This window comes from Mycolicibacterium hodleri (assembly GCF_025822245.1).
Taxonomy (GTDB): Bacteria; Actinomycetota; Actinomycetes; order Mycobacteriales; family Mycobacteriaceae; genus Mycobacterium; species Mycobacterium hodleri.
On sequence record NZ_JACKTL010000026.1, the window covers coordinates 176,541 to 202,106 of the forward strand.

General features: G+C 68.4%; 28 protein-coding genes. 13 read left to right on the forward strand and 15 right to left on the reverse strand.

Translation table 11 applies throughout. The features are described 5' to 3' along the window. Positions 1–17 precede the first annotated feature (17 nt). The gene (gene secA, locus H7J06_RS09065; protein ID WP_264038416.1) at positions 18–2,888 is read left to right on the forward strand and encodes a preprotein translocase subunit SecA; all 2,871 of its coding nucleotides are present in this window, start codon (positions 18–20) and stop codon (positions 2,886–2,888) included. 15 nt (positions 2,889–2,903) lie between these two features. Here the strand turns inward: secA and H7J06_RS09070 are convergent, their stop codons facing one another. Further along, a complete protein-coding gene (locus H7J06_RS09070) occupies positions 2,904–3,446 on the reverse strand; it encodes an Rv3235 family protein (RefSeq protein WP_275079161.1) in 543 nt (180 codons plus the stop codon). A gap of 132 nt (positions 3,447–3,578) precedes the next feature. On the opposite strand from H7J06_RS09070, the gene H7J06_RS09075 reads away from it, so the two are divergent. From H7J06_RS09075 to H7J06_RS09095, 5 genes are all read left to right on the forward strand, one after another. Continuing rightward, positions 3,579–4,988 carry a WS/DGAT/MGAT family O-acyltransferase gene (locus H7J06_RS09075; RefSeq protein WP_264038418.1) on the forward strand — a complete coding sequence of 470 codons (1,410 nt, stop codon included), beginning with the start codon at positions 3,579–3,581 and terminating at the stop codon, positions 4,986–4,988. Between the two features lie 25 nt (positions 4,989–5,013). Beyond that, positions 5,014–5,853, forward strand: coding sequence for a polyphosphate kinase 2 (gene ppk2 / locus H7J06_RS09080; RefSeq protein WP_264038419.1), 840 nt, complete (start codon positions 5,014–5,016; stop codon positions 5,851–5,853). Positions 5,854–5,867: 14 nt separating this feature from the next. Continuing rightward, a complete protein-coding gene (locus H7J06_RS09085; RefSeq protein WP_264038774.1) occupies positions 5,868–6,404 on the forward strand; it encodes a DUF6912 family protein in 537 nt (178 codons plus the stop codon). Between the two features lie 93 nt (positions 6,405–6,497). Further along, positions 6,498–7,634: a ferredoxin reductase gene (locus H7J06_RS09090; RefSeq protein ID WP_264038420.1), complete on the forward strand. Its 1,137-nt coding sequence runs from the start codon at positions 6,498–6,500 to the stop codon at positions 7,632–7,634. A 68-nt stretch (positions 7,635–7,702) separates the two neighbouring features. After that, positions 7,703–8,929, forward strand: coding sequence for a fatty acid desaturase family protein (locus H7J06_RS09095; protein WP_264038421.1), 1,227 nt, complete (start codon positions 7,703–7,705; stop codon positions 8,927–8,929). Positions 8,930–8,996: 67 nt separating this feature from the next. Here the strand turns inward: H7J06_RS09095 and H7J06_RS09100 are convergent, their stop codons facing one another. The 5 genes from H7J06_RS09100 to aroA all read right to left on the reverse strand — a co-directional run bounded on the left by H7J06_RS09100 (position 8,997) and on the right by aroA (position 13,736). Then, a complete protein-coding gene (locus tag H7J06_RS09100; RefSeq protein WP_264038422.1) occupies positions 8,997–9,845 on the reverse strand; it encodes an aldo/keto reductase in 849 nt (282 codons plus the stop codon). 84 nt (positions 9,846–9,929) lie between these two features. Next, entirely contained in the window at positions 9,930–10,778 is an 849-nt protein-coding gene (locus tag H7J06_RS09105) for an aldo/keto reductase (RefSeq protein WP_264038423.1), read from the reverse strand. A 12-nt stretch (positions 10,779–10,790) separates the two neighbouring features. Further along, positions 10,791–11,441 carry a class I SAM-dependent methyltransferase gene (locus H7J06_RS09110; protein ID WP_264038424.1) on the reverse strand — a complete coding sequence of 217 codons (651 nt, stop codon included), beginning with the start codon at positions 11,439–11,441 and terminating at the stop codon, positions 10,791–10,793. 4 nt (positions 11,442–11,445) lie between these two features. Continuing rightward, positions 11,446–12,426 (reverse strand): ribosome small subunit-dependent GTPase A, encoded by a 981-nt coding sequence (gene rsgA, locus H7J06_RS09115; protein ID WP_264038425.1) that lies wholly within the window; start codon positions 12,424–12,426, stop codon positions 11,446–11,448. Beyond that, on the reverse strand, positions 12,423–13,736 hold the full coding sequence (aroA, locus tag H7J06_RS09120; RefSeq protein WP_264038775.1) for a 3-phosphoshikimate 1-carboxyvinyltransferase: 1,314 nt from the start codon (positions 13,734–13,736) through the stop codon (positions 12,423–12,425). The genes rsgA and aroA overlap by 4 nt, the downstream gene beginning before the upstream one ends. A gap of 36 nt (positions 13,737–13,772) precedes the next feature. Here aroA and H7J06_RS09125 point away from each other — a divergent pair, with 36 nt between their 5' ends. Both H7J06_RS09125 and H7J06_RS09130 read left to right on the forward strand, forming a co-directional pair. Further along, positions 13,773–14,543: an SOS response-associated peptidase gene (locus tag H7J06_RS09125; protein ID WP_264038427.1), complete on the forward strand. Its 771-nt coding sequence runs from the start codon at positions 13,773–13,775 to the stop codon at positions 14,541–14,543. Further along, the gene (locus H7J06_RS09130) at positions 14,540–16,048 is read left to right on the forward strand and encodes a DUF7782 domain-containing protein (RefSeq protein WP_264038428.1); all 1,509 of its coding nucleotides are present in this window, start codon (positions 14,540–14,542) and stop codon (positions 16,046–16,048) included. Before H7J06_RS09125 ends, H7J06_RS09130 begins: the two co-directional genes overlap by 4 nt. Before the next feature lie 46 nt (positions 16,049–16,094). On the opposite strand, the gene H7J06_RS09135 is transcribed toward H7J06_RS09130, so the two are convergent. The 3 genes from H7J06_RS09135 to H7J06_RS09145 are packed head-to-tail and all read right to left on the reverse strand — an operon-like array spanning position 16,095 to position 18,220. After that, positions 16,095–16,862 carry a class I SAM-dependent methyltransferase gene (locus H7J06_RS09135; RefSeq protein WP_264038429.1) on the reverse strand — a complete coding sequence of 256 codons (768 nt, stop codon included), beginning with the start codon at positions 16,860–16,862 and terminating at the stop codon, positions 16,095–16,097. After that, positions 16,862–17,707, reverse strand: coding sequence for an SDR family oxidoreductase (locus tag H7J06_RS09140; RefSeq protein WP_264038430.1), 846 nt, complete (start codon positions 17,705–17,707; stop codon positions 16,862–16,864). The genes H7J06_RS09135 and H7J06_RS09140 overlap by 1 nt, the downstream gene beginning before the upstream one ends. A gap of 18 nt (positions 17,708–17,725) precedes the next feature. Further along, positions 17,726–18,220, reverse strand: coding sequence for an aminoacyl-tRNA deacylase (locus tag H7J06_RS09145; protein ID WP_264038431.1), 495 nt, complete (start codon positions 18,218–18,220; stop codon positions 17,726–17,728). 214 nt (positions 18,221–18,434) lie between these two features. Between H7J06_RS09145 and H7J06_RS09150 the strand changes: the two genes are divergently transcribed. Both H7J06_RS09150 and rsrA read left to right on the forward strand, forming a co-directional pair. Continuing rightward, positions 18,435–19,082 carry a sigma-70 family RNA polymerase sigma factor gene (locus tag H7J06_RS09150; RefSeq protein WP_264038777.1) on the forward strand — a complete coding sequence of 216 codons (648 nt, stop codon included), beginning with the start codon at positions 18,435–18,437 and terminating at the stop codon, positions 19,080–19,082. Continuing rightward, positions 19,079–19,387 carry a mycothiol system anti-sigma-R factor gene (rsrA, locus tag H7J06_RS09155; protein ID WP_264038432.1) on the forward strand — a complete coding sequence of 103 codons (309 nt, stop codon included), beginning with the start codon at positions 19,079–19,081 and terminating at the stop codon, positions 19,385–19,387. The genes H7J06_RS09150 and rsrA overlap by 4 nt, the downstream gene beginning before the upstream one ends. Here rsrA and H7J06_RS32605 read toward each other — a convergent pair. Beyond that, a complete protein-coding gene (locus tag H7J06_RS32605) occupies positions 19,384–19,476 on the reverse strand; it encodes a 50S ribosomal protein bL37 (RefSeq protein WP_142271271.1) in 93 nt (30 codons plus the stop codon). The two genes, rsrA and H7J06_RS32605, sit on opposite strands and share 4 nt — an antisense overlap. A gap of 122 nt (positions 19,477–19,598) precedes the next feature. Here H7J06_RS32605 and H7J06_RS09160 point away from each other — a divergent pair, with 122 nt between their 5' ends. Then, the gene (locus tag H7J06_RS09160; RefSeq protein ID WP_264038778.1) at positions 19,599–19,814 is read left to right on the forward strand and encodes a biotin/lipoyl-binding carrier protein; all 216 of its coding nucleotides are present in this window, start codon (positions 19,599–19,601) and stop codon (positions 19,812–19,814) included. Between the two features lie 26 nt (positions 19,815–19,840). Continuing rightward, complete coding sequence (locus H7J06_RS09165) at positions 19,841–21,340, forward strand: two-component system sensor histidine kinase PdtaS (protein WP_264038433.1); 1,500 nt, start codon at positions 19,841–19,843, stop codon at positions 21,338–21,340. A 103-nt stretch (positions 21,341–21,443) separates the two neighbouring features. Here H7J06_RS09165 and whiB1 read toward each other — a convergent pair whose 3' ends face one another. Further along, complete coding sequence (gene whiB1 / locus H7J06_RS09170; RefSeq protein WP_079923542.1) at positions 21,444–21,698, reverse strand: transcriptional regulator WhiB1; 255 nt, start codon at positions 21,696–21,698, stop codon at positions 21,444–21,446. A gap of 257 nt (positions 21,699–21,955) precedes the next feature. Next, positions 21,956–22,915 (reverse strand): diacylglycerol/lipid kinase family protein, encoded by a 960-nt coding sequence (locus tag H7J06_RS09175; RefSeq protein WP_264038435.1) that lies wholly within the window; start codon positions 22,913–22,915, stop codon positions 21,956–21,958. A gap of 51 nt (positions 22,916–22,966) precedes the next feature. Between H7J06_RS09175 and H7J06_RS09180 the strand changes: the two genes are divergently transcribed. After that, complete coding sequence (locus tag H7J06_RS09180) at positions 22,967–23,365, forward strand: hypothetical protein (protein ID WP_264038436.1); 399 nt, start codon at positions 22,967–22,969, stop codon at positions 23,363–23,365. Here the strand turns inward: H7J06_RS09180 and H7J06_RS09185 are convergent. The 3 genes from H7J06_RS09185 to H7J06_RS09195 are packed head-to-tail and all read right to left on the reverse strand — an operon-like array spanning position 23,341 to position 25,555. Then, complete coding sequence (locus H7J06_RS09185) at positions 23,341–23,859, reverse strand: GNAT family N-acetyltransferase (protein ID WP_264038437.1); 519 nt, start codon at positions 23,857–23,859, stop codon at positions 23,341–23,343. The two genes, H7J06_RS09180 and H7J06_RS09185, sit on opposite strands and share 25 nt — an antisense overlap. Continuing rightward, positions 23,856–24,947 carry an isochorismate synthase gene (locus H7J06_RS09190; protein ID WP_264038438.1) on the reverse strand — a complete coding sequence of 364 codons (1,092 nt, stop codon included), beginning with the start codon at positions 24,945–24,947 and terminating at the stop codon, positions 23,856–23,858. The genes H7J06_RS09185 and H7J06_RS09190 overlap by 4 nt, the downstream gene beginning before the upstream one ends. Then, a complete protein-coding gene (locus H7J06_RS09195) occupies positions 24,944–25,555 on the reverse strand; it encodes an acid phosphatase (protein WP_264038439.1) in 612 nt (203 codons plus the stop codon). Before H7J06_RS09195 ends, H7J06_RS09190 begins: the two co-directional genes overlap by 4 nt. Between the last annotated feature and the right edge of the window lie 11 nt (positions 25,556–25,566).

Genomic DNA, 25,566 nt, shown 5'->3' on the forward strand with positions numbered 1-25,566 from the left:
CCACAGGGGAAATTAGCGTGCTGTCGAAGTTGCTCCGTCTCGGTGAAGGCCGCATGGTCAAGCGCCTCAAGAGGGTCGCTGACTATGTCAACTCCCTGTCCGACGACGTGGAGAAGCTCTCCGACGACGAACTGCGCGCCAAGACCGACGAGTTCAAGAAGCGCGTCGCCGGTGGTGAGACGCTCGACGACATCATGCCGGAGGCGTTCGCCGTCGCCCGCGAGGCCGCCTGGCGGGTGCTGAACCAGCGGCCGTTCGACGTTCAGATCATGGGTGGCGCCGCGTTGCACTTCGGCAACGTCGCGGAGATGAAGACCGGTGAGGGCAAGACCCTGACCTGCGTGCTGCCCGCCTACCTGAACGCCCTGTCCGGCAACGGCGTGCACGTGGTGACGGTCAACGACTACCTGGCCAAGCGCGACAGCGAGTGGATGGGCCGGGTGCACCGCTTCCTAGGCCTCGAGGTCGGCGTGATCCTCGGGCAGATGACGCCCGACGAGCGCCGCGTGGCGTACGCGGCCGACATCACCTACGGCACCAACAACGAGTTCGGGTTCGACTACCTGCGCGACAACATGGCGCACACGGTCGAGGACATGGTGCAGCGCGGCCACAACTTCGCCGTGGTCGACGAGGTCGACTCGATCCTCATCGACGAGGCCCGGACGCCGTTGATCATCTCCGGCCCCGCCGACGGCGCGTCCAACTGGTACGTCGAGTTCGCCAGGCTCGCTCCGCTCATGGAGAAGGACGTCCACTACGAGGTCGACATCCGCAAGCGCACGGTCGGCGTCCACGAGATCGGCGTCGAGTTCGTCGAGGATCAGCTCGGCATCGAGAACCTCTACGAAGCCGCCAACTCGCCACTGGTCAGCTACCTGAACAACTGCCTGAAGGCCAAGGAGCTGTTCTCCCGCGACAAGGACTACATCGTCCGCGACGGCGAGGTCATCATCGTCGACGAGTTCACCGGCCGCGTGCTGGTCGGGCGCCGCTACAACGAGGGCATGCACCAGGCGATCGAGGCCAAGGAGCACGTCGAGATCAAGGCCGAGAACCAGACACTGGCCACGATCACCCTGCAGAACTACTTCCGCCTCTACGACAAGCTCTCCGGCATGACCGGTACCGCCCAGACCGAGGCGGCCGAGCTGCACGAGATCTACGGCCTCGGCGTGGTGCCCATCCCCACCAACCGCGAGATGATTCGCACCGACCAGTCCGACCTGATCTACAAGACCGAAGAGGCCAAGTACATCGCCGTCGTCGACGACGTCGCCGAGCGCTTCGAGAAGGGTCAGCCGGTTCTCATCGGCACGACCAGCGTCGAGCGCTCCGAGTACCTGTCCAAGCAGTTCACCAAGCGCCGGATCCCGCACAACGTGTTGAACGCGAAGTTCCACGAGCAAGAGGCCAACATCATCGCCGAGGCGGGTCGGCGCAACGCCATCACCGTCGCCACCAACATGGCCGGCCGCGGCACCGACATCGTGCTCGGCGGCAACGTGGACTTCCTCGCTGACAAGCGACTCCGGGAACGCGGTCTGGACCCGGTGGAGACGCCCGAGGACTACGAAGCCGCCTGGGACGACGTGCTGGCTCAGGTGAAGGCCGAGGCCGAGGCGGAGGCCAAGGAGGTCCGCGACGTCGGCGGGCTGTACGTGCTTGGCACGGAGCGCCACGAGTCCCGCCGCATCGACAACCAGCTGCGCGGCCGGTCCGGCCGTCAGGGCGACCCCGGTGAGTCGCGCTTCTACCTCTCGCTCGGCGACGAGTTGATGCGCCGCTTCAACGGCGCGACGCTCGAATCGCTGCTGACCCGCCTCAACCTGCCCGAGGACGTGCCGATCGAGGCCAAGATGGTCTCGCGGGCCATCAAGAGCGCGCAGACGCAGGTCGAGCAGCAGAACTTCGAGGTCCGCAAGAACGTCCTGAAGTACGACGAGGTGATGAACCAGCAGCGCAAGGTCATCTACGCCGAGCGGCGGCTCATCCTCGAGGGCGAGGAAGTGCAGCAGCAGGCCAAGCAGATGGTCGAAGACGTGGTCAACGCCTACGTGGACGGTGCGACGTCGGAGGGCTACTCGGAGGATTGGGACCTCGGCGCACTGTGGGACGCGCTCAAGCTGCTGTACCCGGTGGGCATCGACTACCACGACCTGGTCGACTCGGATGCCGTCGGCGAGCCCGGTGAGCTGACCAGTGACGAGTTGCGCGAAGCCCTCATCGAGGACGCCCGGCGCGCCTACGCGGCGCGGGAGGCCGAATTGACCGCCATCGGTGGCGAAGGTGCCATGCGTCAGCTCGAGCGCAGCGTGTTGCTTACCACGATCGACCGCAAGTGGCGCGAACACCTCTACGAGATGGACTACCTCAAGGAGGGCATCGGCCTGCGTGCCATGGCCCAGCGCGATCCGCTCGTCGAGTACCAGCGCGAGGGTTACGACATGTTCATGGGCATGCTCGACGGGCTCAAGGAGGAGTCGGTCGGGCTGCTGTTCAACGCGCAGGTGCAGGCGGCCCAGCCGCCCGCCGCGCAGGTGGGTGCCACCTCGGCGCCCCCGAACCTGGCTCAATTCGCCGCCGATGCCGCCGCCGCCGCGAAGGCGCGCCAGGTCGACACGGTGACCGACGTCGACGCCGACGAGGACGAGGTGGCTCCCGAGCCGGTTCGACAGGCGCCAGCTGCGTTGCGCGTCAAGGGAATCGACGAAGAGCAGTCACGTCCGATGACGTACTCCGGTCCGGCCGAGGACGGCTCGGCCGAGGTACAGCGCGAGGGTGGTGGCGGCCGGCACGCGGCGCCCGCCGGTGGCTCTCGCCGCGAGCGGCGGGAAGCCGCGCGTCGCCAGACCCGTGGTGGGCCGCCCAAGGCGCGCCGCGGCTGAACCGGGTCGGCGGAATCAGCCGACCTGGAGGGCGACCATCACCCACCGGCCCTTGACCAATTCGACGCGGCCGGCGATGGCGCGGACGCGGCGTCCCCGCGAGTAGGTGGCGAAGACCTCTGCGGCCGCAGCTTCGCCGTCGAGCACGTGCACGGGCCGCAGCCGGACCCGTCGGAGCACGGCCGCGCCGTCGCGCGACCCCGCCGTGGTGAACGCCGCCACCGCGTCGAACAGTGCCGGTGCGACCAGTGGGCGGAGTTGGGCGACCGGGCGCCGCCGGTCCGACACCTCCAGGACGCGGCGCAGCGTGGTCTCGGCGAAGACGGCGGCGGCCCGTGGCGGCGGCTCCACGGCGTGGTCTGCGCCGGGCGGGGCCGTGGGCACCGATCGCAGTGGTCGCGACGTGTGGCGGTGCATGGCCGCGGACGAGGGCGGCGGGCAGGTGCCGAGCGGTGGCGGTTCGTAGTCCACGACCGGCGAGGTGAACGAGGTACGACGAGTCGGTATGCGTGATGCGGTCACGGCTGCTCTCCAGCGGTCGAGGCGAATGGACGACATCTGCTGGAGAGGCGCAGACGATTCATGATCCCACGGCGTGGGGACACCTCCGCGCACCCGTAATGCGGCGCTCGGGTTTCGCCGGTTACCGTGGCTGGGATCGGGCGTGGAACGAAGGGAGGTGGGCGGGTCATGGTGACGAGGTTGTCGGCCGCCGACGCGTCGTTCTATCGCCTGGAGAACACGGCCACGCCGATGTACGTGGGGTCGCTGTCGATCCTGCGAAAGCCGCGCACCGGGCTCAGCTACGAGACTCTGCTCGAGACGGTCGAACGGCGGCTGCCGCAGATTCCGCGGTACCGGCAGAAGGTGCGCGAGGTCGCCCGCGGACTGGCTCGCCCGGTGTGGATCGACGACCGTGACTTCGACATCACCTACCACATCCGCCGGTCCGCGCTGCCGTCTCCAGGCAGCGACGCCCAACTGCACGACCTCGTCGCACGGCTCGGCTCGCGGCCGCTCGACAAGTCCCGTCCGCTGTGGGAGATGTACCTCGTCGAGGGTCTGGCCAAGAATCGCATCGCGATCTACACGAAGTCTCATCAGGCGCTGATCAACGGCATGACGGCGTTGGAGATCGGCCACGTGATCGCCGACCGCACCCAGAAGCCGCCGGAGTTCGGCGAGGACATCTGGATTCCGGCCCGAGAACCAAGTGACGCCCGGTTGGCCCTCGGCGCCGTGGGCGAGTTCGTCGCCCGGCCCGGGACGCAGTTGGAGGCGGTGCGCTCTGCGGTCGTGGAGACCGTCACCAGCACCGGGCAGCTGGCCGAGGCGGGGCGCAGGTTCGCCGTCGTCGCCCGCACGCTGGCGCGCGGCACCGCCCCGAGCAGTCCGCTCAACACGACGGTCTCGCGCAACCGGCGCTTCACGGTCGCCGGGCATCAGCTCGACGACTACCGGAAGCTGCGGGCGCGCTACGACTGCGACGTCAACGACGTCATCCTCGCGGTTATCGCCGGCGCGTTGCGCAACTGGCTGCTGTCCCGCGGGGAGCCGGTCACCACGTCGTCGACGATTCGGGCGATGGTGCCCATGTCGGTCTACCCCGAGGCGGAGTTCGACGTGGCGGGGCCGGGTCAGGCGATCAGGGAGGTCTCGCCGTTCCTCGTCGACCTGCCGACGGGCGAGGGCAACGCCGTGGTCAGGTTGTCGCAGATCGCCCATGCGACCGAGTCGCACTCGACGGCGGCCAGCCTGGTCGACGCCAGGACCATCGTCACCTTGTCGGGGTTTGCCCCACCGACCTTGCACGCCATGGGAACTCGGGTTGCCACCAGCTTCTCGGCGCGGCAGTTCAACCTGTTGATCACCAACGTGCCCGGCGCGCAGAAGCAGATGTACCTCGCGGGGACCAAGCTGTTGGAGACCTACTCGGTGCCGCCGCTGCTCAACAAGCAGGTCCTCGCCATCGGGGTGACGTCCTACAACGGCATGCTCTACTTCGGCGTCAACGCCGACCGTGACGCGATGAGCGACGTCGACATGTTGCCCGCCCTGCTGCGGGAGTCGCTCGACGAATTGCTCGAATCGGCGCAGTAGGTGCCGATCGAACTACGATCTGGCGATGGGCAAGAGCAAGGCCGCGAAGAAGTCGAAGAACCCGAAGATTCCCACTGCCGTCTACGAGGCCGAACTGTTCCGCCTCCAAACGGAATTCGTGAAGCTGCAGGAGTGGACCCGCCACACCGGGGCGCGCATCGCCGTCGTCTTCGAGGGGCGCGACGCGGCGGGCAAGGGCGGCACCATCAAACGCATCACCGAGTACCTGAGTCCTCGGGTCGCGAGGATCGCCGCCCTGCCTGCGCCCAACGACACCGAACGTGGGCAGTGGTACTACCAGCGTTACGTTGCAGAGCTGCCCGCCAAGGGTGAGATCGTGCTGTTCGACCGCTCCTGGTACAACCGGGCCGGCGTCGAGAAGGTCATGGGTTTCTGTACGCCGGAACAGCATTCGCTGTTTCTGCGTCAGACGCCGGTCTTCGAGCAGATGCTTCTCGAGGACGGCATCCTCCTGCGCAAGTACTGGTTCTCCGTCTCCGACGACGAGCAACTGCGCCGGTTCACATCCCGGATGGACGATCCGCTCAGGCGGTGGAAGTTGAGCCCGATGGACTTGGAGTCGGTGTACCGCTGGGAGGACTACTCGCGGGCGAAGGACGAGATGATGGCGCACACCGACGTCCCGCAGAGCCCCTGGTACGTGGTGGAGTCCGACGTCAAGAAGCACGCTCGGCTGAACATGATGAGCCATCTGCTCTCCACCGTCGACTACCACGAGGTGGACCTTCCGAGGGTGACGTTGCCGAAGCGGCCCATTGTCAGCACGTCCTACGAGCGACCGCCGCGTTCGGCGGCGACCTACGTCGACGACCACGTCGCGACCTTGATCGGGGACCGGGAGTAGACCGCTAGTCTGCCCTGGTGCGTGTCTACATTCCCGCGACCCTGGCGATGCTCCAGCGGCTCGTCGCCGATCAGTCCATGCACGCCTTGAGCGGGACGGCCTTCGCGGTCACCCCGACACTGCGCGAGTCCTATGCCGAGGGCGACGACGACGAGCTCGCCGAAGTCGCGTTGCGTGAGGCGGCGTTGGCGTCGCTGCGGCTGTTGGCCGCCGAGGAGGCTGACGACGGGCAGGAGCGGAGCGACCGGGGAAGTGACGACGGGCTCCCGTTGCGGCGCGCCGTGTTGGTCGCCGACGTCGAGGGGGCGACGATTCGTCCGGATCTCGACGACGCCGTGGTGCGGTTGGCGGGGCCGATCGGCGTGGGCGACGTCGTCGCCGCGTACCTCGACAACGCTGCGGCGGAGCCGGCCGTGCGGGCCGCGATCGCGGTGGTCGACCTGGCCGACTTCGGGGACGAGGACGCGGAGTTGACCGTCGGTGACGCCCAGGACCACGACCTCGCCTGGTACGCCACGCAGGAGCTGCCGTTTCTGCTCGAACTGCTCTGACGCCTGGCTGCCAGAGCGCAGGTTACGGTACCGTAGGTTGCTGGCCGTGAGCCGTTTCGCGGACATTCGGGCATAGGTGAAGCAGGAGCCGTCATGGCCAAGAACGAGATCAAGGTCGCGGCCAACGTGGCCGACACGATTCGCCCAACTCTCAAGGGCGCCAGCAAGCATCCGGGTCTGCAGGCCCTGCGTTCGGTGGTCGGGCGCATCACCACGCCCCTTCTGCCCGACGACTACCTCAAGCTGGCCAACCCGCTGTGGTCGGCGCGCGAACTCCGCGGCCGCGTGGTCGAGGTGCGGCGCGAGACGGTCGACTCCGCGACGCTGGTGATCAAGCCGGGCTGGGGTTTTCACTTCGACTACCAGCCCGGTCAGTACGTCGGCATCGGGGTGCTGATGGACGGTCGGTGGCGTTGGCGGTCGTACTCCCTGACCTCGACCCCGGTCACCCGGGATCGGACCATCACCATCACGGTCAAGGCGATGCCCGAGGGCTTTCTGTCCAGTCATCTGGTCGCCGGGGTCACTCCGGGGACCATCGTGCGGCTGGCGGCACCGCAGGGCAACTTCGTCATGCCGGATCCGGCGCCGGCCTCGGTGTTGTTCTTGACCGCTGGGTCGGGCATCACGCCGGTGATGTCGATGCTGCGCACGCTCGCGCGGCGCGACCAGATCACCGACGTCGTCCACGTGCACTCCGCGCCGACGCGGTCCGACGTGATGTTCGCCGACGAACTGGATCGGCTGCACGACGCGCACGACGGGTACCGGCTGACGGTGCGACCGACGCGCACGGAGGGCCGACTCGACCTGTCCAAGCTGTCCGACGTGGTGCCCGACTGGCGCGAGCGCCAGACGTGGGCGTGCGGTCCCGAGGGCATGCTTGACGACGCCCATCAGATCTGGTCGGCGGAGCGCATCGGGGACAGGCTGCACCTGGAGCGGTTCGCCGCCACGCGCGCCGCGGCGCACGGCACCGGCGGCACCGTCACGTTCGAGCGCAGCGGCAAGACCGTCGACGTCGACGCCGCCACGTCGTTGATGGACGCCGGGGAGGACGCGGGCATCCGGATGCCGTTCGGATGCCGGATGGGCATCTGCCAGTCGTGCGTCGTCGGGCTGGTCCAGGGGCACGTGAGGGACCTGCGCACGGGTGTCGAACACGAACCCGGGAGCCGCGTGCAAACGTGTATTTCCGCAGCGTCCGGCGATTGCGTCCTGGACGTCTGAGCTTTACTGGCTAGTAACCTACGGGATCGTAGGTTACGCTAGCGTAGGCAGTAGACAGGAGGCTGACGATGGCAATAACCGACGTACCGGCGTTCACGCATCTCACCGAAGCGGACATCGAAAATCTGGGCAACGAGCTGGACGCGATCCGGCTGGACGTCGAAGACTCCCGCGGTGAACGCGACTCCCGCTACATCCGTCGCACCATCGCCGCGCAGCGCGCCCTCGAGGTCGCCGGCCGGCTGATGCTGGCCGCGGGTTCGAAGCGCTCGGCGTGGTGGGCAGGCACCGTGACCCTCGGCGTGGCGAAGATCGTCGAGAACATGGAGATCGGCCACAACGTCATGCACGGCCAGTGGGACTGGATGAACGATCCCGAGATTCACTCCTCGACGTGGGAGTGGGACATGAGCGGGGCGTCCAAGCACTGGCGGTTCACCCACAACTTCATGCACCACAAGTACACCAACATCCTCGGGATGGACGACGACGTCGGCTACGGCGTCATCCGCGTGACCCGCGACGCAAAGTGGACGCCGTTCAACCTGTACGGCAACCTGCTGTTCAACACGCTGCTGGCCATCGGGTTCGAGTGGGGCGTCGGGCTGCAGCACCTCGAGCTCGGAAAGATCTCCAAGGGGCGTGACGACCGCGCCGCCACGATGCAGCGCATTCGCGAGTTCGGCGTCAAGGCCGGTCACCAACTGCTCAAGGACTACGTCGCGTACCCGGCGCTGACCTCCGTGTCGCCCGGAGCCACGTACAAGTCGACGCTGACGGCCAATGCGGTGGCCAACGTCATCCGCAACGTCTGGGCCAACGCCGTGATCTTCTGCGGTCACTTTCCCGACGGCGCAGAGAAGTTCACCAAGACCGACATGGTGGGCGAGAGCAGGGGCCAGTGGTACCTGCGACAGATGTTGGGCAGCGCCAACTTCGAGGCGGGTCCCGCGCTGCGGTTCATGAGCGGCAACCTGTGCCACCAGATCGAGCACCACCTGTTCCCGGATCTGCCGAGCAACCGGTACGCCGAGATCGCCGTCCGCGTGAGGCAGATCTGCGACAAGTACGACCTGCCGTACACGACGGGCAATTTCGCGGTGCAATACGGAAAGACGTGGCGCACCATCGCCAAGCTGTCGCTGCCGGACAAGTTCCTCCGCGACACCGCTGACGACGCCCCGGAGACCCGAAGCGAGCGGATGTTCGCCGAACTCGAGCCCGGCGAGCGTCGCGGACTCAAGTCGGCGATCGCCGCCGTGCGTGCCCGGCGCCGCGCCAAGGTGACGGCCTAGGCTTCGAACGGACAACGGCGGGGAGATTGCGATGAGCAATCTCCCCGCCGTTTGGCGTTCTCGGTGATCAGTCCGGGATGTAGTCGAACGTGTCCGGGTTGGGCCCGGTCCGGCCGTCCTCACCCTTGTCGAGCGCGGTCAACGCCTCGACGTCGTGGTCGCTCAGCTCGAAGTCGAACAACGCGAAGTTCTCTTCGATCCTCTTGGGCGTCACCGACTTCGGGAACACGATGTCACCGCGCTGAATGTGCCAGCGCAGCACCACCTGCGCCGGCGACTTGCCCGACGCCTCGGCGATCTGCGTGACGACCGGGTCGTCGAGCACCTTGCCCTGGGCGATCGGGGACCAGGCCTCCACGGCGATGCCGTGTTCGATGCAGTACTGGCGCACCTCGTCGTTGACGAAGTAGGGATGCACTTCGATCTGGTTCACCGAGGGCACGGTGTCGGTCTCGTTGGCCAGTCGCTCGAGATGCGCGACCTGGAAGTTCGACACCCCGATGCTGCGGGCCCGGCCGTCACGCCGGAACTCCTCCAACGTCTGCCACGTCGAGACGAAGTCGTTGTTGTAGCGCGTCGGCAGTGGCCAGTGGATGAGGAACAGGTCCACGTAGTCGAAACCAAGCTTGCTCAGCGTCTCGTCGAACGCCTTGCGCGCCGCGTCGGGTTCGTGAAATCCGTTGTTGAGCTTGCTGGTAACGAACACGTCCGCGCGGTCCAGCCCGGAATCGCGAACACCCTGGCCGACACCGGCCTCGTTCTGGTACATCTCGGCGGTGTCGATGTGCCGGTAGCCGATGTCGAGTGCCGTCTTGACCGCACCCGCGGTCTCGTCGGGATCGATCTGGTAGACGCCGAAACCGAGCTGCGGAATGTGTGCGCCGGTACTGAGTTCGATCGTTGGAACGTTCGTCATGTATGTGCCTCCTTTGGCAATTTGCCCTTGGGTGCGTGCCCGTTTCGGCCGGGCCGCAAACCGCCTCCGACGCCGTGCGGGACCTCACCGCGAGATGACGTCGAACGTGTCGGGATTCGATCCAACCCGCCCGGCCGGGCCCCGGTCCAGGCCGTCGACCGCCGCCACGTCGGCGTCACTCAACTCGAAGTCGAACACCGAGAAGTTCTGGGCGATGCGGTCCGGCGACACCGACTTCGGGAAGACGATGTCACCGCGCTGAATGTGCCAGCGCAGCACCACCTGAGCGGGCGACCTGTTCACCGCCTCGGCAATCCGGGTGACGACCGGGTCGTCGAGCAGCGTGCCGCGCGCGAGTGGCGACCAGGCCTGGAACGCGATGCCGTGCCGAGTGCAGTAGTCCCGGACCGCGGCGTTGGTGAAGTAGGGGTGCGCCTCGACCTGGTTGACGGCGGGCACGGTGTCGGTCTCGGACGCGAGCCGCCGGAGGTGCGGAACGTGGAAGTTCGACACCCCGATGCTGCGCGCGCGACCGTCGGCCGCGAACTCCTCGAGGGTCCGCCAGGTGGAGACGAAGTCGCCGCCGTAGCGGGTAGGCAGGGGCCAATGGATCAAGTAGAGGTCGACGTAGTCCGAGCCGATCGCGGTCAGGGTGTCCTCGAATGCCCTTCGCGCCGCGTCGGGTTCGTGAAATCCGTTGTCGAGCTTGCTCGTGACGAAGACGTCGGCACGGTCGACGCCCGCCTCGCGAATGCCGCGGCCGACGCCTTCCTCGTTGTGGTACATCGCCGCGGTGTCCAGGTGTCGGTAGCCGACCGCCAGCGCCGTCCGGACCGCGGCGGCGGTCTCGTCGGGTGCGACCTTGTAGACGCCGAACCCGAGCTGGGGTATCTGCGCGCCGTCGTTGAGCGTGATCTCGGGTACCGGAGTCATGACCGTTCCAGGCTAACGAGCACGGCGCTTGCGCGCGACGAGGAAGGCCTGCGGGGTGGCGTGCACGCCGTGGTCGTCCGGTTCGCGCACGGTCGTCGAGTAGACCGGTAGCCCGGCTGATTCGAGCTCGGCGGCGACGACGTCGGGGGTGCGCCGGACGAACTCCAGGTCGAGCGCCACCCCGAACGCCTCGGTCAACCGGCGGGGCCGGTCGCCGACCTGGAAGGCCACCAGCGCCACTCCGTCGTCGACGAGCACGCGGTGGAACTCCGAAAATGCTTGCGGCAGATACGCATCGGGCAGGTGAATGACCGAGTACCACGCACAGACCCCGCCGACCGTCCCATCGGGGAGGTCGAGTGACGTCATCGAGCCTACCTCGAACCGGATTCCCGGAGCCCGCGCACGGGCCTCGTCGATCATGTTGGGGGACAGGTCGATTCCCGTCGGGGTCACACCGAGCTCGGCCAGGATCCTGGTGGTCACGCCGGTGCCGCAACCGACGTCGGCGATCGCCGGGTTTCCGGTGGCGCGGACCAGCTCGGCGAACGCCCCCAGGAGGGCCCTCTCGACCGGCTTGTCGTCGAGGTGGTGTTCGAACATCGCCGCGAACTCGGCGGCGGCCGCGTCGTATCCGGCGCGGGTGCGGTCGAGGAAGTCCATCCCGCTAGTCGGCGGCCATCGCTGCCAGCAGTCGCCGGGTGGCGGCGACGCGGTCGGCGGCGTGGCCGGTCAGTTCGTCGAGCGCGCAGTCCGGATCCGACGGCGGGCCGAGGTGACCGCAGCCGCGGGGGCACTTCTCGATGGCCTCGGCGAGGTCGGAGAACGCCATCATGACGTCGGACGGGGCGATGTGGGCCAGTCCGAACGACCGGATCCCCGGGGTGTCGACCACCCACCCGGAATCGTGCAGGGGGAGGGCCACCGACTGCGTCGAGGTGTGCCTGCCCTTGCCGACGCCGGACACCACCCCGACGGCCCGCTTGGCCTCGGGCACCAGGCGGTTGACCATCGTCGACTTGCCGACGCCGGAATGACCCACCAGGACGGTCAGCTTGCCGACGAGGAGGTCGTCGACCACCGCGAGGTCGTCGTCGCGGCCGGCGGTGACGACGGTCAGGTCCAGCCCGGCGAACTGCGCCGCGAAGGGTTCCGGTGCCGCCAGGTCGGTCTTGGTCAGGCACAGGATGGGCTCGAGTCCGCCGACGTAGGCGGCGATCAGGGACCGCTCGACGAAGCCGGTGCGCGGCGGAGGGTCGGCCAGGGCGACCACCATCAGCAGCTGGTCGGCGTTGGCGACCAGGACGCGTTCGGTCGGGTCGGTGTCGTCGGCGGTGCGCCGCAACACGGTTCGTCGTTCCCCGCGTCGGACGATCCTGGCCAACGTGTCGGGTTGGGCGGAGAGGTCGCCGACGACGTCGACCTCGTCGCCGACCACGATCGGGGTTCGGCCGAGCTCCCGGGCCCGCATGGCGGTGACGACGTGATTCGGATCGCCGCCGAGCGCGCACCCCCACCGCCCGCGGTCGACGGTGACGACCATCGCCGGCCGGGCGTCGAGGTGTTCGGGCCGGGTCTTGGTGCGCGGCCGTGATCCCCGGCCCGGGCGTACCCGGACGTCGGATTCGTCGTAATCGTCCGCCCTCAACGTATTTCGGGTGCCTGCCCGGCCAACATGTCCGACCACATGCCCGGGAAGTCGGGCAGGGTCTTGGCAGTGGTGCCGATGTCCTCGACCTCGACTCCGGGCACCCGTAGCCCGATGACGGCGCCCGCGGTCGCCATCCGGTGGTCGGCGTAGGAGTGCCACAGCCCGCCGTGCAGGGGCACGGCGGTGATGGTCAGCCCGTCCTCGGTCTCCTCGCAGTGGCCGCCGAGGCCGTTGATCTCGGCGGTCAACGCCGCTAGTCGGTCGGTCTCGTGACCACGCAGATGCGCGATGCCGGTGAGGTGTGACACCGAACCCGGCTCGGCCAGGGCCGCGAGCGCCGCGAACGCCGGTGCCAGCTCGCCGACGTCGTGCAGGTCGGCGTCGAAGCCCGGGTACCCGTCGACCGGGCCCTTCACCTCGAGGTGCGAATTGCCGTGCAGCACGGACGATCCCGTCTTGGAAAGCAGCTCGAGGATGCTCCCCGAGGGCTGCACGCTGACCTCCGGCCAGCCGACGATCCGCACCGTGCCCGCGGTGACGGCCGCGGCGGCCAGGAAGGGCACCGCGTTCGACAGGTCGGGTTCGACGTCCCAGTGGCGGGCGGCGACGGGTCCTGGTTCGACCACCCAGCGGTTGGGCGTCGCGTCGTCCACCGACACACCCGCCTCGCGCAGCATCGTCACCGACATCGCCACGTGCGGTGCCGACGGCACGGACTCGCCGGTGTGCACGACGGTCAGCCCGTCCCGGAACGTCGCACCCGAGAGCAGTAGACCCGAGACGAACTGGGACGACGACGAGGCGTCGATGTGCACGGTGCCCCCGGCCACGCCACCTTCGCCGCGGACCTGGAACGGCATGGCGTCGCCGTCGACGCGCACACCGAGGCCGCGCAGCCCGTCGAGGAGGGGAGCGATCGGCCGCGAGCGGGCCTGCTCGTCGCCGTCGAAGGTGACGACCTCGGTCCCCAGCGCCGCGGCCGGCGGCACGAACCGCAGGACGGTGCCCGCGAGGCCGCAGTCGATCCTGGCGTCGGGCGCCGGCGAGATCGATCCGCCGACCGTCAACTCGGTCCCCGCACCGTCGAGGGTGAGCCCCAGCGTCCGCAGCGCGCCGATCATCAGCTCGGTGTCCCGACTGCGCAGGGCCCCGCTGATCGTCGACGTCCCCTGCGGACTGGCCAGCGCGGCGAGGATCAGCGCGCGGTTGGTCTGGGACTTGGAACCCGGCACCTCGACGGTTGCGTGGATGGGCAACGTCACCGACGGCGCCTGCCATCCGCCTCCGTTCTCGGTCATGCCGTCCATCCTGCCTTGTCGCATGTTTCTGCCACCATGGGACGTATGTGTGGGCGATTCGCGGTGACGACCGATCCGGCACTCCTGGCCGAGAAGATCAAGGCGATCGACGAGACCATTGCGGCGACTGAGGCCGCGGGGCCGCCGCAGCCCAACTTCAACGTCGCGCCGACGACCACCGTCAGCTCGGTGGTCAAGCGGCACACCGACCCCGACGACGAGTCGACCCGACGGGTGCGTTCGATGCGGTGGGGACTGGTGCCGCCGTGGGTGAAGGCCAAGGCCGACGGCACCCCCGAGACCAAGGGGCCGCTGCTGATCAACGCCCGCGCCGAGACGGTCACCACGTCGGCGGCGTTCCGCGCCTCCGCCAAGACCAAGCGGTGCCTGGTTCCGATGGACGGCTGGTACGAGTGGCGTCCCGGCGCGGAGGGCGCCGGCGGCAAGAAGGGCGCCAAGACGCCGTTCTTCATGCACGGCGCCGACGGCGAGCCGCTGTTCATGGGCGGTCTGTGGTCGACGTGGCGGCCCGCGAAGGACGCCCCGCCGCTGCTGACGTGCACCATCATCACCACCGAGTCGGCGGGCCAGCTGGCCGAGATTCACGACCGCATGCCGCTGAGCATCAGTGAGGCCGACTGGGATCGGTGGCTGGATCCCGACGCGCCGATGGACGAGGGCCTGCTGCGCGGTCACGGGGATCTGGACCGCATTGCGGTCCGCGAGGTGTCGCGGCTGGTCAACAGCGTCCGCAACAACGGACCCGAGCTCGTCGAACCCGTCGAACCGCGGGCCGAGCAGGGCACGCTGTTGTGACCCATCCGCTTCACGCGACCAGCGTCGTCGACGCACTGGCCGCCGATCTGCGCAGCGCGGCCTACACCACCGACGGTGTCGCCGCCCTGCTCGGCGCCGACGCCAACGCGGCCTTCAGCCGCGGGCTGTGGTGGTCGGCGATGCGCGTCACCGACCGGCCTGGTCCCGGTGACGAACGCCTCGCGGTGCTGGTGCGGCTCTTCTTGCTGGGCGCCGGGGAGACGCCGGAACGGGTCGCGCTCGCCATGCCGACGGCCGGCGTCGACGCCCTGGTCGCCAACGGTGTCGTCGAATGCACCGACGACGGCTCACTGCGGGCGGTTCTGGACATCCGTCCGCACGGTGACGGCGTGCACGACTTCCTGGTGGTCTCCGATCAGGACGCCGCGATGCATCCCGCTCCCGTGCGCCACGACCACGTCCTGGGCATCGGCGGGGCCTCCGTGACGCTGGCCAACGCGGTGGTGCGCTCGCCGGTCGGGCGCGCCCTGGACGTTGGCACCGGCAGTGGCATCCAGGCTCTGCACCTGTCGGCGCACTGCGAGCAGATCGTCGCCACCGACACGAACGAACGGGCGCTGGCGCTGGCCGCCGCGTCCGCGCGGCTCAACGGCATGCGATGGGACCTGCGGCATGGAAGCCTCTTCGAGCCGGTCGCGGGGGAGCGCTTCGACCTCATCGTGTCCAACCCGCCGTTCGTCGTGGGCACCGGTGCGCTGGACTACCTCTACCGTGACTCCGGAATGGCCGGAGATGCGTTGTCGCAGAAGTTGATCGAAGAGGTCGGCGACCATCTTGAACCGGGTGGCACCGCGCAGATCATGGCCAATTGGATGGTGCGCGACGGCGAGGACTGGCGCGAGCGGGTCGAAGGCTGGCTGGCGGGCACGGGTCTGCACGCGTGGGTGGTACAGCGAGAGTTCGCCGATCCGATCAGCTATGTGTCGTTGTGGACGTCGGACGCCGGCGAACGGCCGGAGGACGCCGCCCGTCGGGGTGGGTCGTGGCTGGACTGGTTCGCCGACGAGGGGGTGGCCGGGGTCGGCATGGGAATGATCACGGTGCGGGCACCCCGCCGTGGGGAGCATCGCCCACCGGATCGAATACTGGAGGAGATCACCGAGGCCGACGAGGGCCTCACCGGACCCGAGGTCGAGGCCTTCTTCGCGCGACGGCAGTACCTGTACGACACCGATGACACCGCGCTGCTGGCTGCCAAGCTGTCCACCGCTCCGGTGGTGCTGGAGGAGCACTCGCTGCCGGGGGCAGACGGCTGGCAGGTGGTCGGCGCCGCCGTGCGTCGTTCCGGGGGTCCCGGCGCGACGCTGGGCGTCGACGAAGTGTCGCGGGCGTTGTTCGCCGGGTGTCGGGGAGAGGTGCCGTTGGGCAGTCTCGTCGAGCTGCTGGCCGCCCACCACGGGGTCGACGCCGGCGCGCTCGCCGAGGCTGCCATGCCCGTGGTGCGCGAGGCGATCGGCCGCGGAATCCTGTACCAGGCAACGTGATCACGGAGCCCCGGCGCGCAGTCGTGGACCGGCCGGCCGCGCCGAGCTAGCGGCGGTTGGCGGTGATCACCGCGTAGGGCGCGTCGAAGCGCACGCCGCCGTCGTCGCCGACGTGGGGTGTGAGCGCCTCGGTGAACGCGGCCAGGAGGCGATCGTGCTGGTCCCCGCCGAGGCGACCGAACAGGTCGACGTGCATCGGTGACTCGTGCCGCACGAAGTGCCGGGCGGCATCCAGCGAGTCGAACGCCCACACCAGCATTCCGTCGTCGACCTCGACATCTGTGAAGTCGGCGGCCAGCCGGTCGCGTGCGACCGCGGGATCGCCCCACTGGTCGGGGGTGAACCCCCGGTCGGGCGGGGGCCCGAGCACCTCGACGATCGGATCGAAGAACGGGTTGCCGTCGTTGCGCACCCAGGCTGAGAATGCAAGCACGCCAGCCGGTTTCAGCACGCGGGCAATCTCGGCGACCTGTCGCCGCGGCTCCACGAAGATGACGCCCATGTTTGACACCGCGGCGTCGAACGACTGCGCGGGCAGCGTCGTCTCCGTCGCGTCGGCGACCACCCAGGTGACGTCGTGCCCCGCGCTGCGCGCCTTGCGCTCGGCGATGGCGACCAGTTCCGGCGTCAGGTCGACGCCGGTGACCACCGCGCCGCGCCCGGCCGCGGCCAGGGCGGCGCTGCCGGTGCCGCAGGCCAGGTCGACGAGCGTCGCCCCGTGAAGCGACCGGCGGCGCTCCGCGGCCGCGACGGTCTCACCGGCGATGACGGCGATGCGGTCGGCCACCGCCTCGTAGCGGCCCCCGGCCCACATCAGGCGCCGTACCCGGGCGGGTTGGGCGTCTCGACCCACAGGTCGACGCCGAGCTCGGAGCCGGGCACGCAGTCGTAGACCGACAGGTCGGTGACGCCGGACTCGACCAGGACGTCCTCGCACAGCACGCTGTTGCCGGTGTACTCGCGGGCCGGCTTGTTGAAGATCACGTAGGCCGCGTCGGCGTACACGTCGGGCTTGCGGGCGCGACTCATCGCCTCCGCGCCGCCGAGGAGGTTCTGGACCGCCGCGGTGGCCACCAGGGTGCGCGGCCACAACGTGTTGGAGGCGATGCCGTCGGCTCGCGTCTCCTCGGCGATGCCGAGCGCGCACAGCGTCATGCCGTACTTGGCCATCATGTACGCGGTCGGCTTGAGCCACTTGGACTCCAGAAGGATCGGTGGCGACAGCGTGAGGATGTGCGGGTTGTCCCGACCCACCATGTGCGGAATGCAGGCCTGCGACACGGCGTAGGTACCACGGACGTTGATGCCGTTCATCAGGTCGAAGCGCTTGAGGGGCACCTCGGTGATCGAGCCCAGGTTGATCGCCGACGCGTTGTTCACGCAGAGGTCGATGCCGCCGAACTGCGAAACCGCCTGCGCCACGGCGGATTCCACCGATTCGCCGTCGCGGACGTCGCCCAGGATCGGCAGGGCGTGGCCGCCGGCGTCCTCGATCTCCTTGGCGGCGGTGTAGATCGTGCCCTCGAGCTTGGGATGGGGTTCTGCGGTCTTGGCGACCAAGGCGACGTTGGCACCGTCGGCGGCGGCCCGCTTGGCGATGGCCAGGCCGATACCGCGGCTGGCGCCGGAGATGAACATGGTCTTTCCCGAGAGCGACATGGGATCACCCTAGAACCGTCACGACGCGAGCACGTCGACGGTCACCGCGTTGGTGAGACGCACCAGATCCGCGGGAGCCAGGGCGACCTGCAGCCCGCGCCTGCCCGCACTGCACAGCACGCGGTCCCAGGCGTACACCGAGTCGTCGACGACCGTCGGCAGCGTTCTGCGTTGACCGAGGGGCGAGATGCCGCCGACGACGTAACCCGACGACCGTTCGGCGGCGGCGCGGTCGGCCATCTCGGCGCGCGGCGCGCCCAGAGCGGCGGCGGCGGCCTTCAACGACAGCTTGTAGGGCACGGGCAGTACCGCGACGGCCAGGCCCGACGGCAGTGCGATCACCAGCGTCTTGAACACCTGCTCGGCGGACACCTCGACGCCGGCGGCGCTCAGGGCGGCGACGGCCTCGTCGCCGAAGGCGTCGTTGCGGGGATCGTGGTGGTAACTCAGCACCTCGTGCGGGACGTCCGCCGCGACGAGGGCGGCGATCGCGGGAGTTGCAGCGCGGACCACGGGCCTCACGATAGTGGGGGATTCCCCGGGAACATTCGTGGCCGTCCACGCTGTTGTTCTGCATCGATGGGCCTCGTGGGGCGACTCCGTCGGTACGAGCCACTAGGATCGGAAGTTAGGAGACACCTCGGTGCCAACGCTTTGCCTGGAACGGCCGGTCGACGAGCCGGTTCTGTTCGCTGGTGCCGCGAGAGAAGGGACGGTGTCGATCCAGATGACCGACCTCGACGGAGCAGCGCCCGCGACGGCCGAAGAGCCGGCAATCGAGACTGACGCCGAGCTCACGGCTCGTTTCGAACGGGATGCCATACCGCTGCTGGACCAGCTGTACGGCGGCGCGTTGCGCATGACTCGCAATCCGGCGGATGCCGAGGATCTCCTGCAGGAGACCATGGTGAAGGCGTACGCGGGTTTTCGCTCGTTTCGCGCTGGAACGAACCTCAAGGCGTGGCTGTACCGCATCCTGACCAACACCTACATCAACAGTTACCGCAAGAAGCAGCGGCAGCCGGCGGAGTATCCGACCGACGAGATCACCGACTGGCAGCTCGCGGCCAACGCGCAGCACACGTCCACCGGACTGCGGTCTGCCGAGGTCGAGGCGATGGAAGCCCTGCCGGACACCGAGATCAAGGCGGCGCTGCAGGCGTTGCCCGAGGAGTTCCGGATGGCGGTGTACTACGCCGACGTCGAGGGATTCCCGTACAAGGAGATTGCCCAGATCATGGACACGCCCATCGGAACGGTGATGTCCCGGTTGCACCGTGGCCGCAAGCAACTCCGTGAATTGTTGGCCGACGTCGCGAGGGATCGCGGCTTCATCAGAGGTCAGATCGACGAGCCAGAGGAGGTGTCTTCGTGAGCGACTTCGACCGCCCCGAAGAGCACACGTTCCGTCCGCCGGTAGGTCCCGTAGACCCCGATCACCCAGAGTGCGCGTCGGTGATCGCGGAGGTGTGGACGCTGCTCGACGGCGAATGCACGACCGAGACGCGGGACAAGCTGCGTCATCACCTCGAGGAATGCCCCACGTGCCTTCGGCAGTACGGCATCGAGGAACGCGTGAAGCGCCTCATCGCCACCAGGTGCAGTGGCGACAAGGCGCCTGATTCACTTCGCGCGCGGCTGCGAGTGGAGATCAGCCGCACCACCATCATCCGTGGTTAGGTAACTGCCTTCGAACCGCAGTTGGGGCGCTTGCCGTGATTGGCCTTGGTGTGCTTACGGTCACGCTTCTTACGACCACGCTTGGCCATGGGTCCTCCAATGAGTCAATTGCTTGCCCGTCAGTGTCTCACGCTCGCGCCACTGCATTCCAATCCCGTGCGTGTGGTTCGATAGACAGCGCAGGGGCGGCTCTAGAGACGAGTGGGTGAAGATGGCCGAGGACGTTCGCGCTGAGATCGTGGCCAGTGTGCTCGAGGTCGTGGTCAGCGAAGGCGACGACATCAACGAGGGTGACACCGTCGTCCTCCTGGAATCCATGAAGATGGAGATCCCCGTGCTCGCCGAAGCGTCCGGCAAGGTGACCGCGGTCAACGTCGCCGTCGGCGACGTCATCCAGGCCGGCGATCTCATCGCCGTCATCAGCTAGGTCAACGACACCGAGAGGCAACGCCCGTGTCGACCCTCGGTGACCTCCTCGCCGAGCACACCATGCTGCCCGGCAACGCCGTCGACCACCTGCACGCCGTGGTCGGGGAATGGCAGATGCTGGCGGACCTCTCCTTCGCCGACTACCTGATGTGGGTGGGGCACGACGACGGCTCGCTGGTGTGCGTGGCGCAGGTCCGGCCCAACACCGCACCCACCGTCCTACTGGCCGACGCGGTGGGCACCGTCAACACCGCCGACGACATGCCCGTCGTGGTCGCCGCCTTTGCCTCCGGCGCGATCGGCCGCGAAACCGATGCGGCAAGCCGAGATTCGCCCGAAGGCCGGTGGCTCAACGTCGAGGCGGTGCCCGTCCGGCACGGCGACCGGGTGGTGGCCGTCCTCACCCACCAGACGGCACTGGCCGACCGGCGCAAGGTCAGCCCGCTGGAGCGGGCCTATCTGGACTGCGCCGCCGACATCCTGCACATGCTCTCCGAGGGCACCTTCCCCAACGTGGGCGACCTCGCGATGTCGCGGTCGAGCCCTCGCGTCGGCGACGGCTTCATCCGTCTGGACGAGGTCGGCCAGGTCCGCTTCGCCAGTCCCAACGCCATCTCGGCGTATCACCGCATGGGGCTCAACGCCGAGCTCGAGGGACACAACCTCGTCACCGTGACCCGACCGCTGATCTCCGACCCGTTCGAGGCCCAGGAACTGGCGAACCACGTCCGCGACTCGCTCTCGGGCGGATCCAGCATGCGCATGGAGGTCGACGCCGGGGGAGCGGCGGTGCTGCTGCGCACGATCCCGATGGTGGTCGACGGCAAGGCGGCGGGTGCGGCGGTGTTGATCCGCGACGTGACGGAGGTCAAGCGGCGCGATCGAGCTCTGCTGTCCAAGGACGCGACCATCCGCGAGATCCACCACCGCGTGAAGAACAACCTTCAGACAGTCGCCGCGCTGCTGCGCCTACAGGCCCGCCGAACCACCAACGCCGAGGGGCGAGATGCGCTCATCGAGTCGGTGCGGCGGGTCTCGTCGATCGCTCTGGTTCACGACGCGTTGTCGATGTCGGTGGACGAGGAAGTCAACCTCGACGAAGTGGTCGACCGCATCGTGCCGATCATGAACGACGTCGCCTCGGTGGGCAGGCCGGTCCGGATCAACCGGGTCGGCGATCTCGGCGTCCTCGACGCCGACCGGGCCACTGCCCTGGTCATGGTCATCACCGAACTCGTCCAGAACGCCATCGAGCATGCCTATGACTCGACGTCGGACAACGGCAGCGTGACCATCCGGGCGGAGCGCTCCGCGCGGTGGCTCGACGTCGTGGTCCACGACGACGGCCGCGGCCTGCCCGAGGGGTTCAGCCTGGAGAAGTCCGACAGCCTGGGCCTGCAGATCGTGCGGACGTTGGTGGCCGCGGAACTGGACGGATCGCTGGGCATGCACGCCGTTCCGACCGGCGGAACCGACGTCGTCTTGCGGGTCCCCGTGGGTCGACGCGGCCGGCTGGCGCAGTAACACGCTCGAAATATCCCGGAAATAATCCTGGAAAATCCCATCAGGACAAAAATTTACGGCCCCGGTAAAAGCCGGGGCCGTAAATCTGAAGAAAACGAGGGGGCTATACGCCCGTACGAGCCTTGGTCCGTGCGTTGCGGCGCTTGAGCGCGCGACGCTCGTCCTCGCTCATGCCGCCCCAGACGCCGGCGTCCTGTCCGGACTCCAAAGCCCAGCTCAGGCACTCGGTCGTCACCGGGCACCGGTTGCAGACGATCTTTGCATCGGCGATCTGGGCGAGTGCCGGGCCGCTGTTTCCCACCGGGAAGAACAGTTCCGGATCCTCGTCACGACAGACCGCCTTATGCCGCCAATCCATTTTAATTACTCCTATTCCGGTGCGCAGCAAGGCGCACGAGCTTTTCTTCGGCTGTTAACGCGTGCACACCAAATGTTTCTGCACTGTTGCAAACGATGCTTCCACAGGCTGAACAGATGTCAATAGAGGCGCGTTCACACGTGGGCAATCTCACTGGCATCGCTAGAGGGGACCGGGTGGCCGGACCCCCCTCACGTTTGTACTACACTCACATCACTTGCGCCCTGATTCGCGCGAGTTCACAAGGCTTTCGCAGGTCAGACGTTTTTCGGCGGTGGCGCAACCACGCCGAGCGCATCCCGAACCGACGTGAACGTCATCCTTTCGCGCTGGCCGACGTAATCTCCGTCAATCTGGCAGGCGACGGGCGTGTCGGCCGTCACCCGCACCCATGACACGTCGTCGTCGCGCACCAGATGCTTGGCGTCCAGGCGCGGCTTCTTCGACAGCATCTGGCGTACCAGCCCCAAGTTGGCGCGAATGTTCATGCTCGTCGTGGCGAAGACGCCCAGGCCCGTCTCGAAGCTGGTGTCGGGGTTGGTCCACACCGGTCGGGTGTTGGCGTAGGTCCACGGGCTCGAGTTCGACACGAACGCGAAGTGCACCCCGGTGACGGGGGCGCGTCCGGCGAGCTCCAGCGTCATCGACGGATCGCGGCGGGCGCTGGCCAGGACTTCGCGGGTGGCGACCTTGATGTAGCGCGACGCGGTGACCTTGCGGCCCTTCTCCCGCTGCGCCTCCACGGCGGCCACCACGTCGCCGTCGACGCCCATGCCCGCGGTGAAGACGCCCCATCGATCGCCGCAGTCCATCAGTCCGATGCGGCGCCACTTGACGCCGCGACGGTAGGCGCCGAGGAGGTCGACGAGTTGGTTGGTCGCCTCGACGGGATCGGGGCTGATGCCCAGGGCGCGGGCGAACACGTTGGCCGAACCGCCGGGCACCACGGAGATTGCGGGGCCCTTCTTGGCCGGGGTCTGGCCACAGTCTCCGAGGATGCCGTTGACCACCTCGTTGACGGTTCCGTCGCCACCGTGGACGATCACCACGTCGGTCCCGTCTCGCGCTGCGTCCCTTGCGATTTCAATCGCATGGCCGCGGTGGTCGGTGTGCGCGACGGTCAGTTTGACGCGGCTTTCGAGGGCATGCGCCAGAAGATCACGTCCCGCCGGAGTGGTCGACGTGGCGTTGGGGTTCACGATCAGGACGGCACGCACGGGGCTCAACCCTATCGGCATGCCGCATCGTCGCGCTCTACGCTCGTCGATGTGATCGTGCCCTCGCCCTCAGCCATTCGTCAGGCGGCCGCCATCGTGGCGTTGGAGGGCCTCGCACTCGTGGTCGTGGCGGTGGTGTTCGTCGTCCGCGCCCTCGAGGGCGCCCACGAGGTGTCGATCAGCGGCTACGGCACCGCGCTCTGGTACGTGGTGATGGGCGCCGCGGTGCTCACCGCGGCATGGGCGCTGTGGACGGGGCGGCGGTGGGGCCGCGGGATCGCGGTGTTCGTGCAACTCCTGCTGCTGCCCGTGGCGTGGTACGTCGCGGTGGGCTCGCAGCAGTGGTCCTACGGCGTTCCGGTCGCGCTGGTGGCGGTCGTGGCGCTGGCGTTGCTGTTCAGCCCGTCGGCGGTGCAGTGGCTGGCTCAGAGCCCCGACGACGAGGTCTGAGGGGCCGAATCGCCGGGTCCCGCGGCCAGCGCCGACAGCTCCTCACCGGAGACCCGGTAGGTGATCCACTCGGTTTGCGGGTGGCCTCCGACGGCGTCGTAGAGGGCGATGGCGTTGGAGTTCCAGTCGAGGACCGCCCACGTCAGCCGCGAGTAGCCCTTGTCGACGCATTCGCGGGCCAACGTCGACAGCAGGGCCCGGGCCAGGCCGTGGCGGCGAAACGCCGGCCTGACGAAGAGATCCTCCAGGTAGATGCCTGCCACGCCGTCCCAGGTGGAGAAGTTGTAGAACCACAACGCCATCGCGGCCGGCTGGCCGTCGACCTCGGCCACGTGGGCCTGCACCGTGGCCGGGTCGCCGAACAGCGCCACGTGCAGTTGTTCCTCGGTCACGGTGCACTCGTCGGCGGCGTGCTCGAACTCGGCCAACTCGCGCACCATGGCGACCAGTTCGGCCTCGTCCCCGGGTCGGGCCCGACGGATGTCCACGCTCATGTGCTCACTCCCAACGCGCTCAGAATGGTGCGGAACTTCGTATTCGTCTCGGCCACTTCGTCGTCCGGATCGGACTCGGCGACGATGCCACCGCCGGATCTGGCGTGGGCGACGCGGCGGTCGGCGGACAACTCGGCGCAACGGATGGACACCACCCAGGTGCCGTCGCCCCGTTCGTCGCACCATCCGACGGCCCCGGCATAGAACCCACGGTCACCTTCGAGTGCGGAGATCAGGCTGACGGCTTCGGCGGTGGGCACGCCGCCGACGGCGGCCGTGGGATGCAGGGCGATCGCGAGATCCAGTGCGGTCGTGGACGAGTCGCGCAGCCGCCCGGTGATCGGGGTGTTCAGGTGCCACACGGCCGAGGTGCGGCTCAGCTCCGGGGTGGCGGCGATGTCCAACTCGACGCACAACGGCTGCAACGCCGTCCGCATCTGGTCGACGACGAGTCGATGCTCGTGGAGGTCCTTCGCGGACTCGGCCAGCGCGGCACCGTTGGCCCGGTCCGTGGCGGGATCGGCCGAGCGTGGTGCCGACCCCGCGAACGGTTGGCAGGTCACCACGTCTCCGCGGCGGGCCACCAACAGCTCGGGGCTGGCGCCGATCAGTGCGGTGCCGACGTGGCTGCCGCCCGCCGCGCTCAGGTCGACGAAGTAGGTTGTCGCCGAGGCGTCTTCGGCAAGTCGGCGGAGGAGGGTGCCCACGTCGAGCGGGGCGTCGGCGACGAGGTGCAGCGCGCGTGCGAGCACCACCTTGTGCAGCGCGGAACCCGGATCCCTCAGATGTTCGAGCGCGGTGGCGATCCGGGCGCGGTGTTCGGCGGGGGCGGGCACCGTCTCGGTGGTGCGTACGGCGGGCATCGTCCGGGTCGGCCAGTCGGGCAACGCGCCCGTGCGACGAACGTGCGTCGGGCTCGTCAGGGCCACCGGCTGGGTGACGTCGAATGGCAACGCGCCCACGATCATTGGGCATTCTCGCGCGGCCAGGGCGGCGCGCGCGTCGTCGAGCGCGGGGTACGCGACCTCCACGCCCTCGGCGACGAGGGTGCCGTCGCGACCGGCGAGGACGAAGGTCGGTTCCGTCACGTGGGTAGGCAGGGGTTGGGGTGCCCGGTCAGGCCGAGTGCGCCGATCTGCCGGACACCGTGTTCGAAGCCGAGGACCGCGATCGACGCCGCGGCCATGGACACCCTGATGCCCTCGGAGATCGGCAGCTCGATCCACCGGGTCATCACCGAACGCGAGAAGTGGCCGTGCCCCACCAGGACCACGTCGCGCGACTCCATGTGCGACAGCGCGAGGGCGACGGCCCGGTCGGCGCGTTCGCTGACCGCGGCGGTGCTCTCCCCGCCCGGGCAGCCGTACTTCCACACCGTCCAGTCCGGTGTGGTCTCGCGGATCTGCGCGGTGGTCAGGCCCTCGTAGTCGCCGTAGTCCCACTCGGCCAGCAGGGGGGTGACCTCGTCGACCCCGAGTCCGGCCAACTCGGCGGTGACCAGTGCCCGGTGTCGAGGGCTGCTCACCACGATCGGGTCGTCCAATTGCAGGTCGGCCAGCGCCTCCCTGGCCAGCGTGGCCTGGTGGCGCCCCTCGTCGGTGAGTTCGAGATCGGTGCGCCCGGTGTGCCTGCCGCTCTTGGACCACTCGGTCTCACCATGTCGTAGCAACAGAAGGCGATGCCCTTGGACGCTCACACCCGCGATTG

Coding starts and splice junctions, on each gene's coding strand:
- H7J06_RS09070 (WP_275079161.1), bottom strand. CDS start 3,446: ATGTCGTCCATTCGCCTCGACCGCTGGAGAGCAGCCGTGACCGCATCA.
- H7J06_RS09075 (WP_264038418.1), top strand. CDS start 3,579: ATGGTGACGAGGTTGTCGGCCGCCGACGCGTCGTTCTATCGCCTGGAG.
- ppk2 (WP_264038419.1), top strand. CDS start 5,014: ATGGGCAAGAGCAAGGCCGCGAAGAAGTCGAAGAACCCGAAGATTCCC.
- H7J06_RS09090 (WP_264038420.1), top strand. CDS start 6,498: ATGGCCAAGAACGAGATCAAGGTCGCGGCCAACGTGGCCGACACGATT.
- H7J06_RS09095 (WP_264038421.1), top strand. CDS start 7,703: ATGGCAATAACCGACGTACCGGCGTTCACGCATCTCACCGAAGCGGAC.
- H7J06_RS09100 (WP_264038422.1), bottom strand. CDS start 9,845: ATGACGAACGTTCCAACGATCGAACTCAGTACCGGCGCACACATTCCG.
- H7J06_RS09105 (WP_264038423.1), bottom strand. CDS start 10,778: ATGACTCCGGTACCCGAGATCACGCTCAACGACGGCGCGCAGATACCC.
- H7J06_RS09110 (WP_264038424.1), bottom strand. CDS start 11,441: ATGGACTTCCTCGACCGCACCCGCGCCGGATACGACGCGGCCGCCGCC.
- aroA (WP_264038775.1), bottom strand. CDS start 13,736: ATGGACGGCATGACCGAGAACGGAGGCGGATGGCAGGCGCCGTCGGTG.
- H7J06_RS09125 (WP_264038427.1), top strand. CDS start 13,773: ATGTGTGGGCGATTCGCGGTGACGACCGATCCGGCACTCCTGGCCGAG.
- H7J06_RS09135 (WP_264038429.1), bottom strand. CDS start 16,862: ATGTGGGCCGGGGGCCGCTACGAGGCGGTGGCCGACCGCATCGCCGTC.
- H7J06_RS09140 (WP_264038430.1), bottom strand. CDS start 17,707: ATGTCGCTCTCGGGAAAGACCATGTTCATCTCCGGCGCCAGCCGCGGT.
- H7J06_RS09150 (WP_264038777.1), top strand. CDS start 18,435: ATGACCGACCTCGACGGAGCAGCGCCCGCGACGGCCGAAGAGCCGGCA.
- H7J06_RS32605 (WP_142271271.1), bottom strand. CDS start 19,476: ATGGCCAAGCGTGGTCGTAAGAAGCGTGACCGTAAGCACACCAAGGCC.
- H7J06_RS09160 (WP_264038778.1), top strand. CDS start 19,599: ATGGCCGAGGACGTTCGCGCTGAGATCGTGGCCAGTGTGCTCGAGGTC.
- whiB1 (WP_079923542.1), bottom strand. CDS start 21,698: ATGGATTGGCGGCATAAGGCGGTCTGTCGTGACGAGGATCCGGAACTG.
- H7J06_RS09185 (WP_264038437.1), bottom strand. CDS start 23,859: ATGAGCGTGGACATCCGTCGGGCCCGACCCGGGGACGAGGCCGAACTG.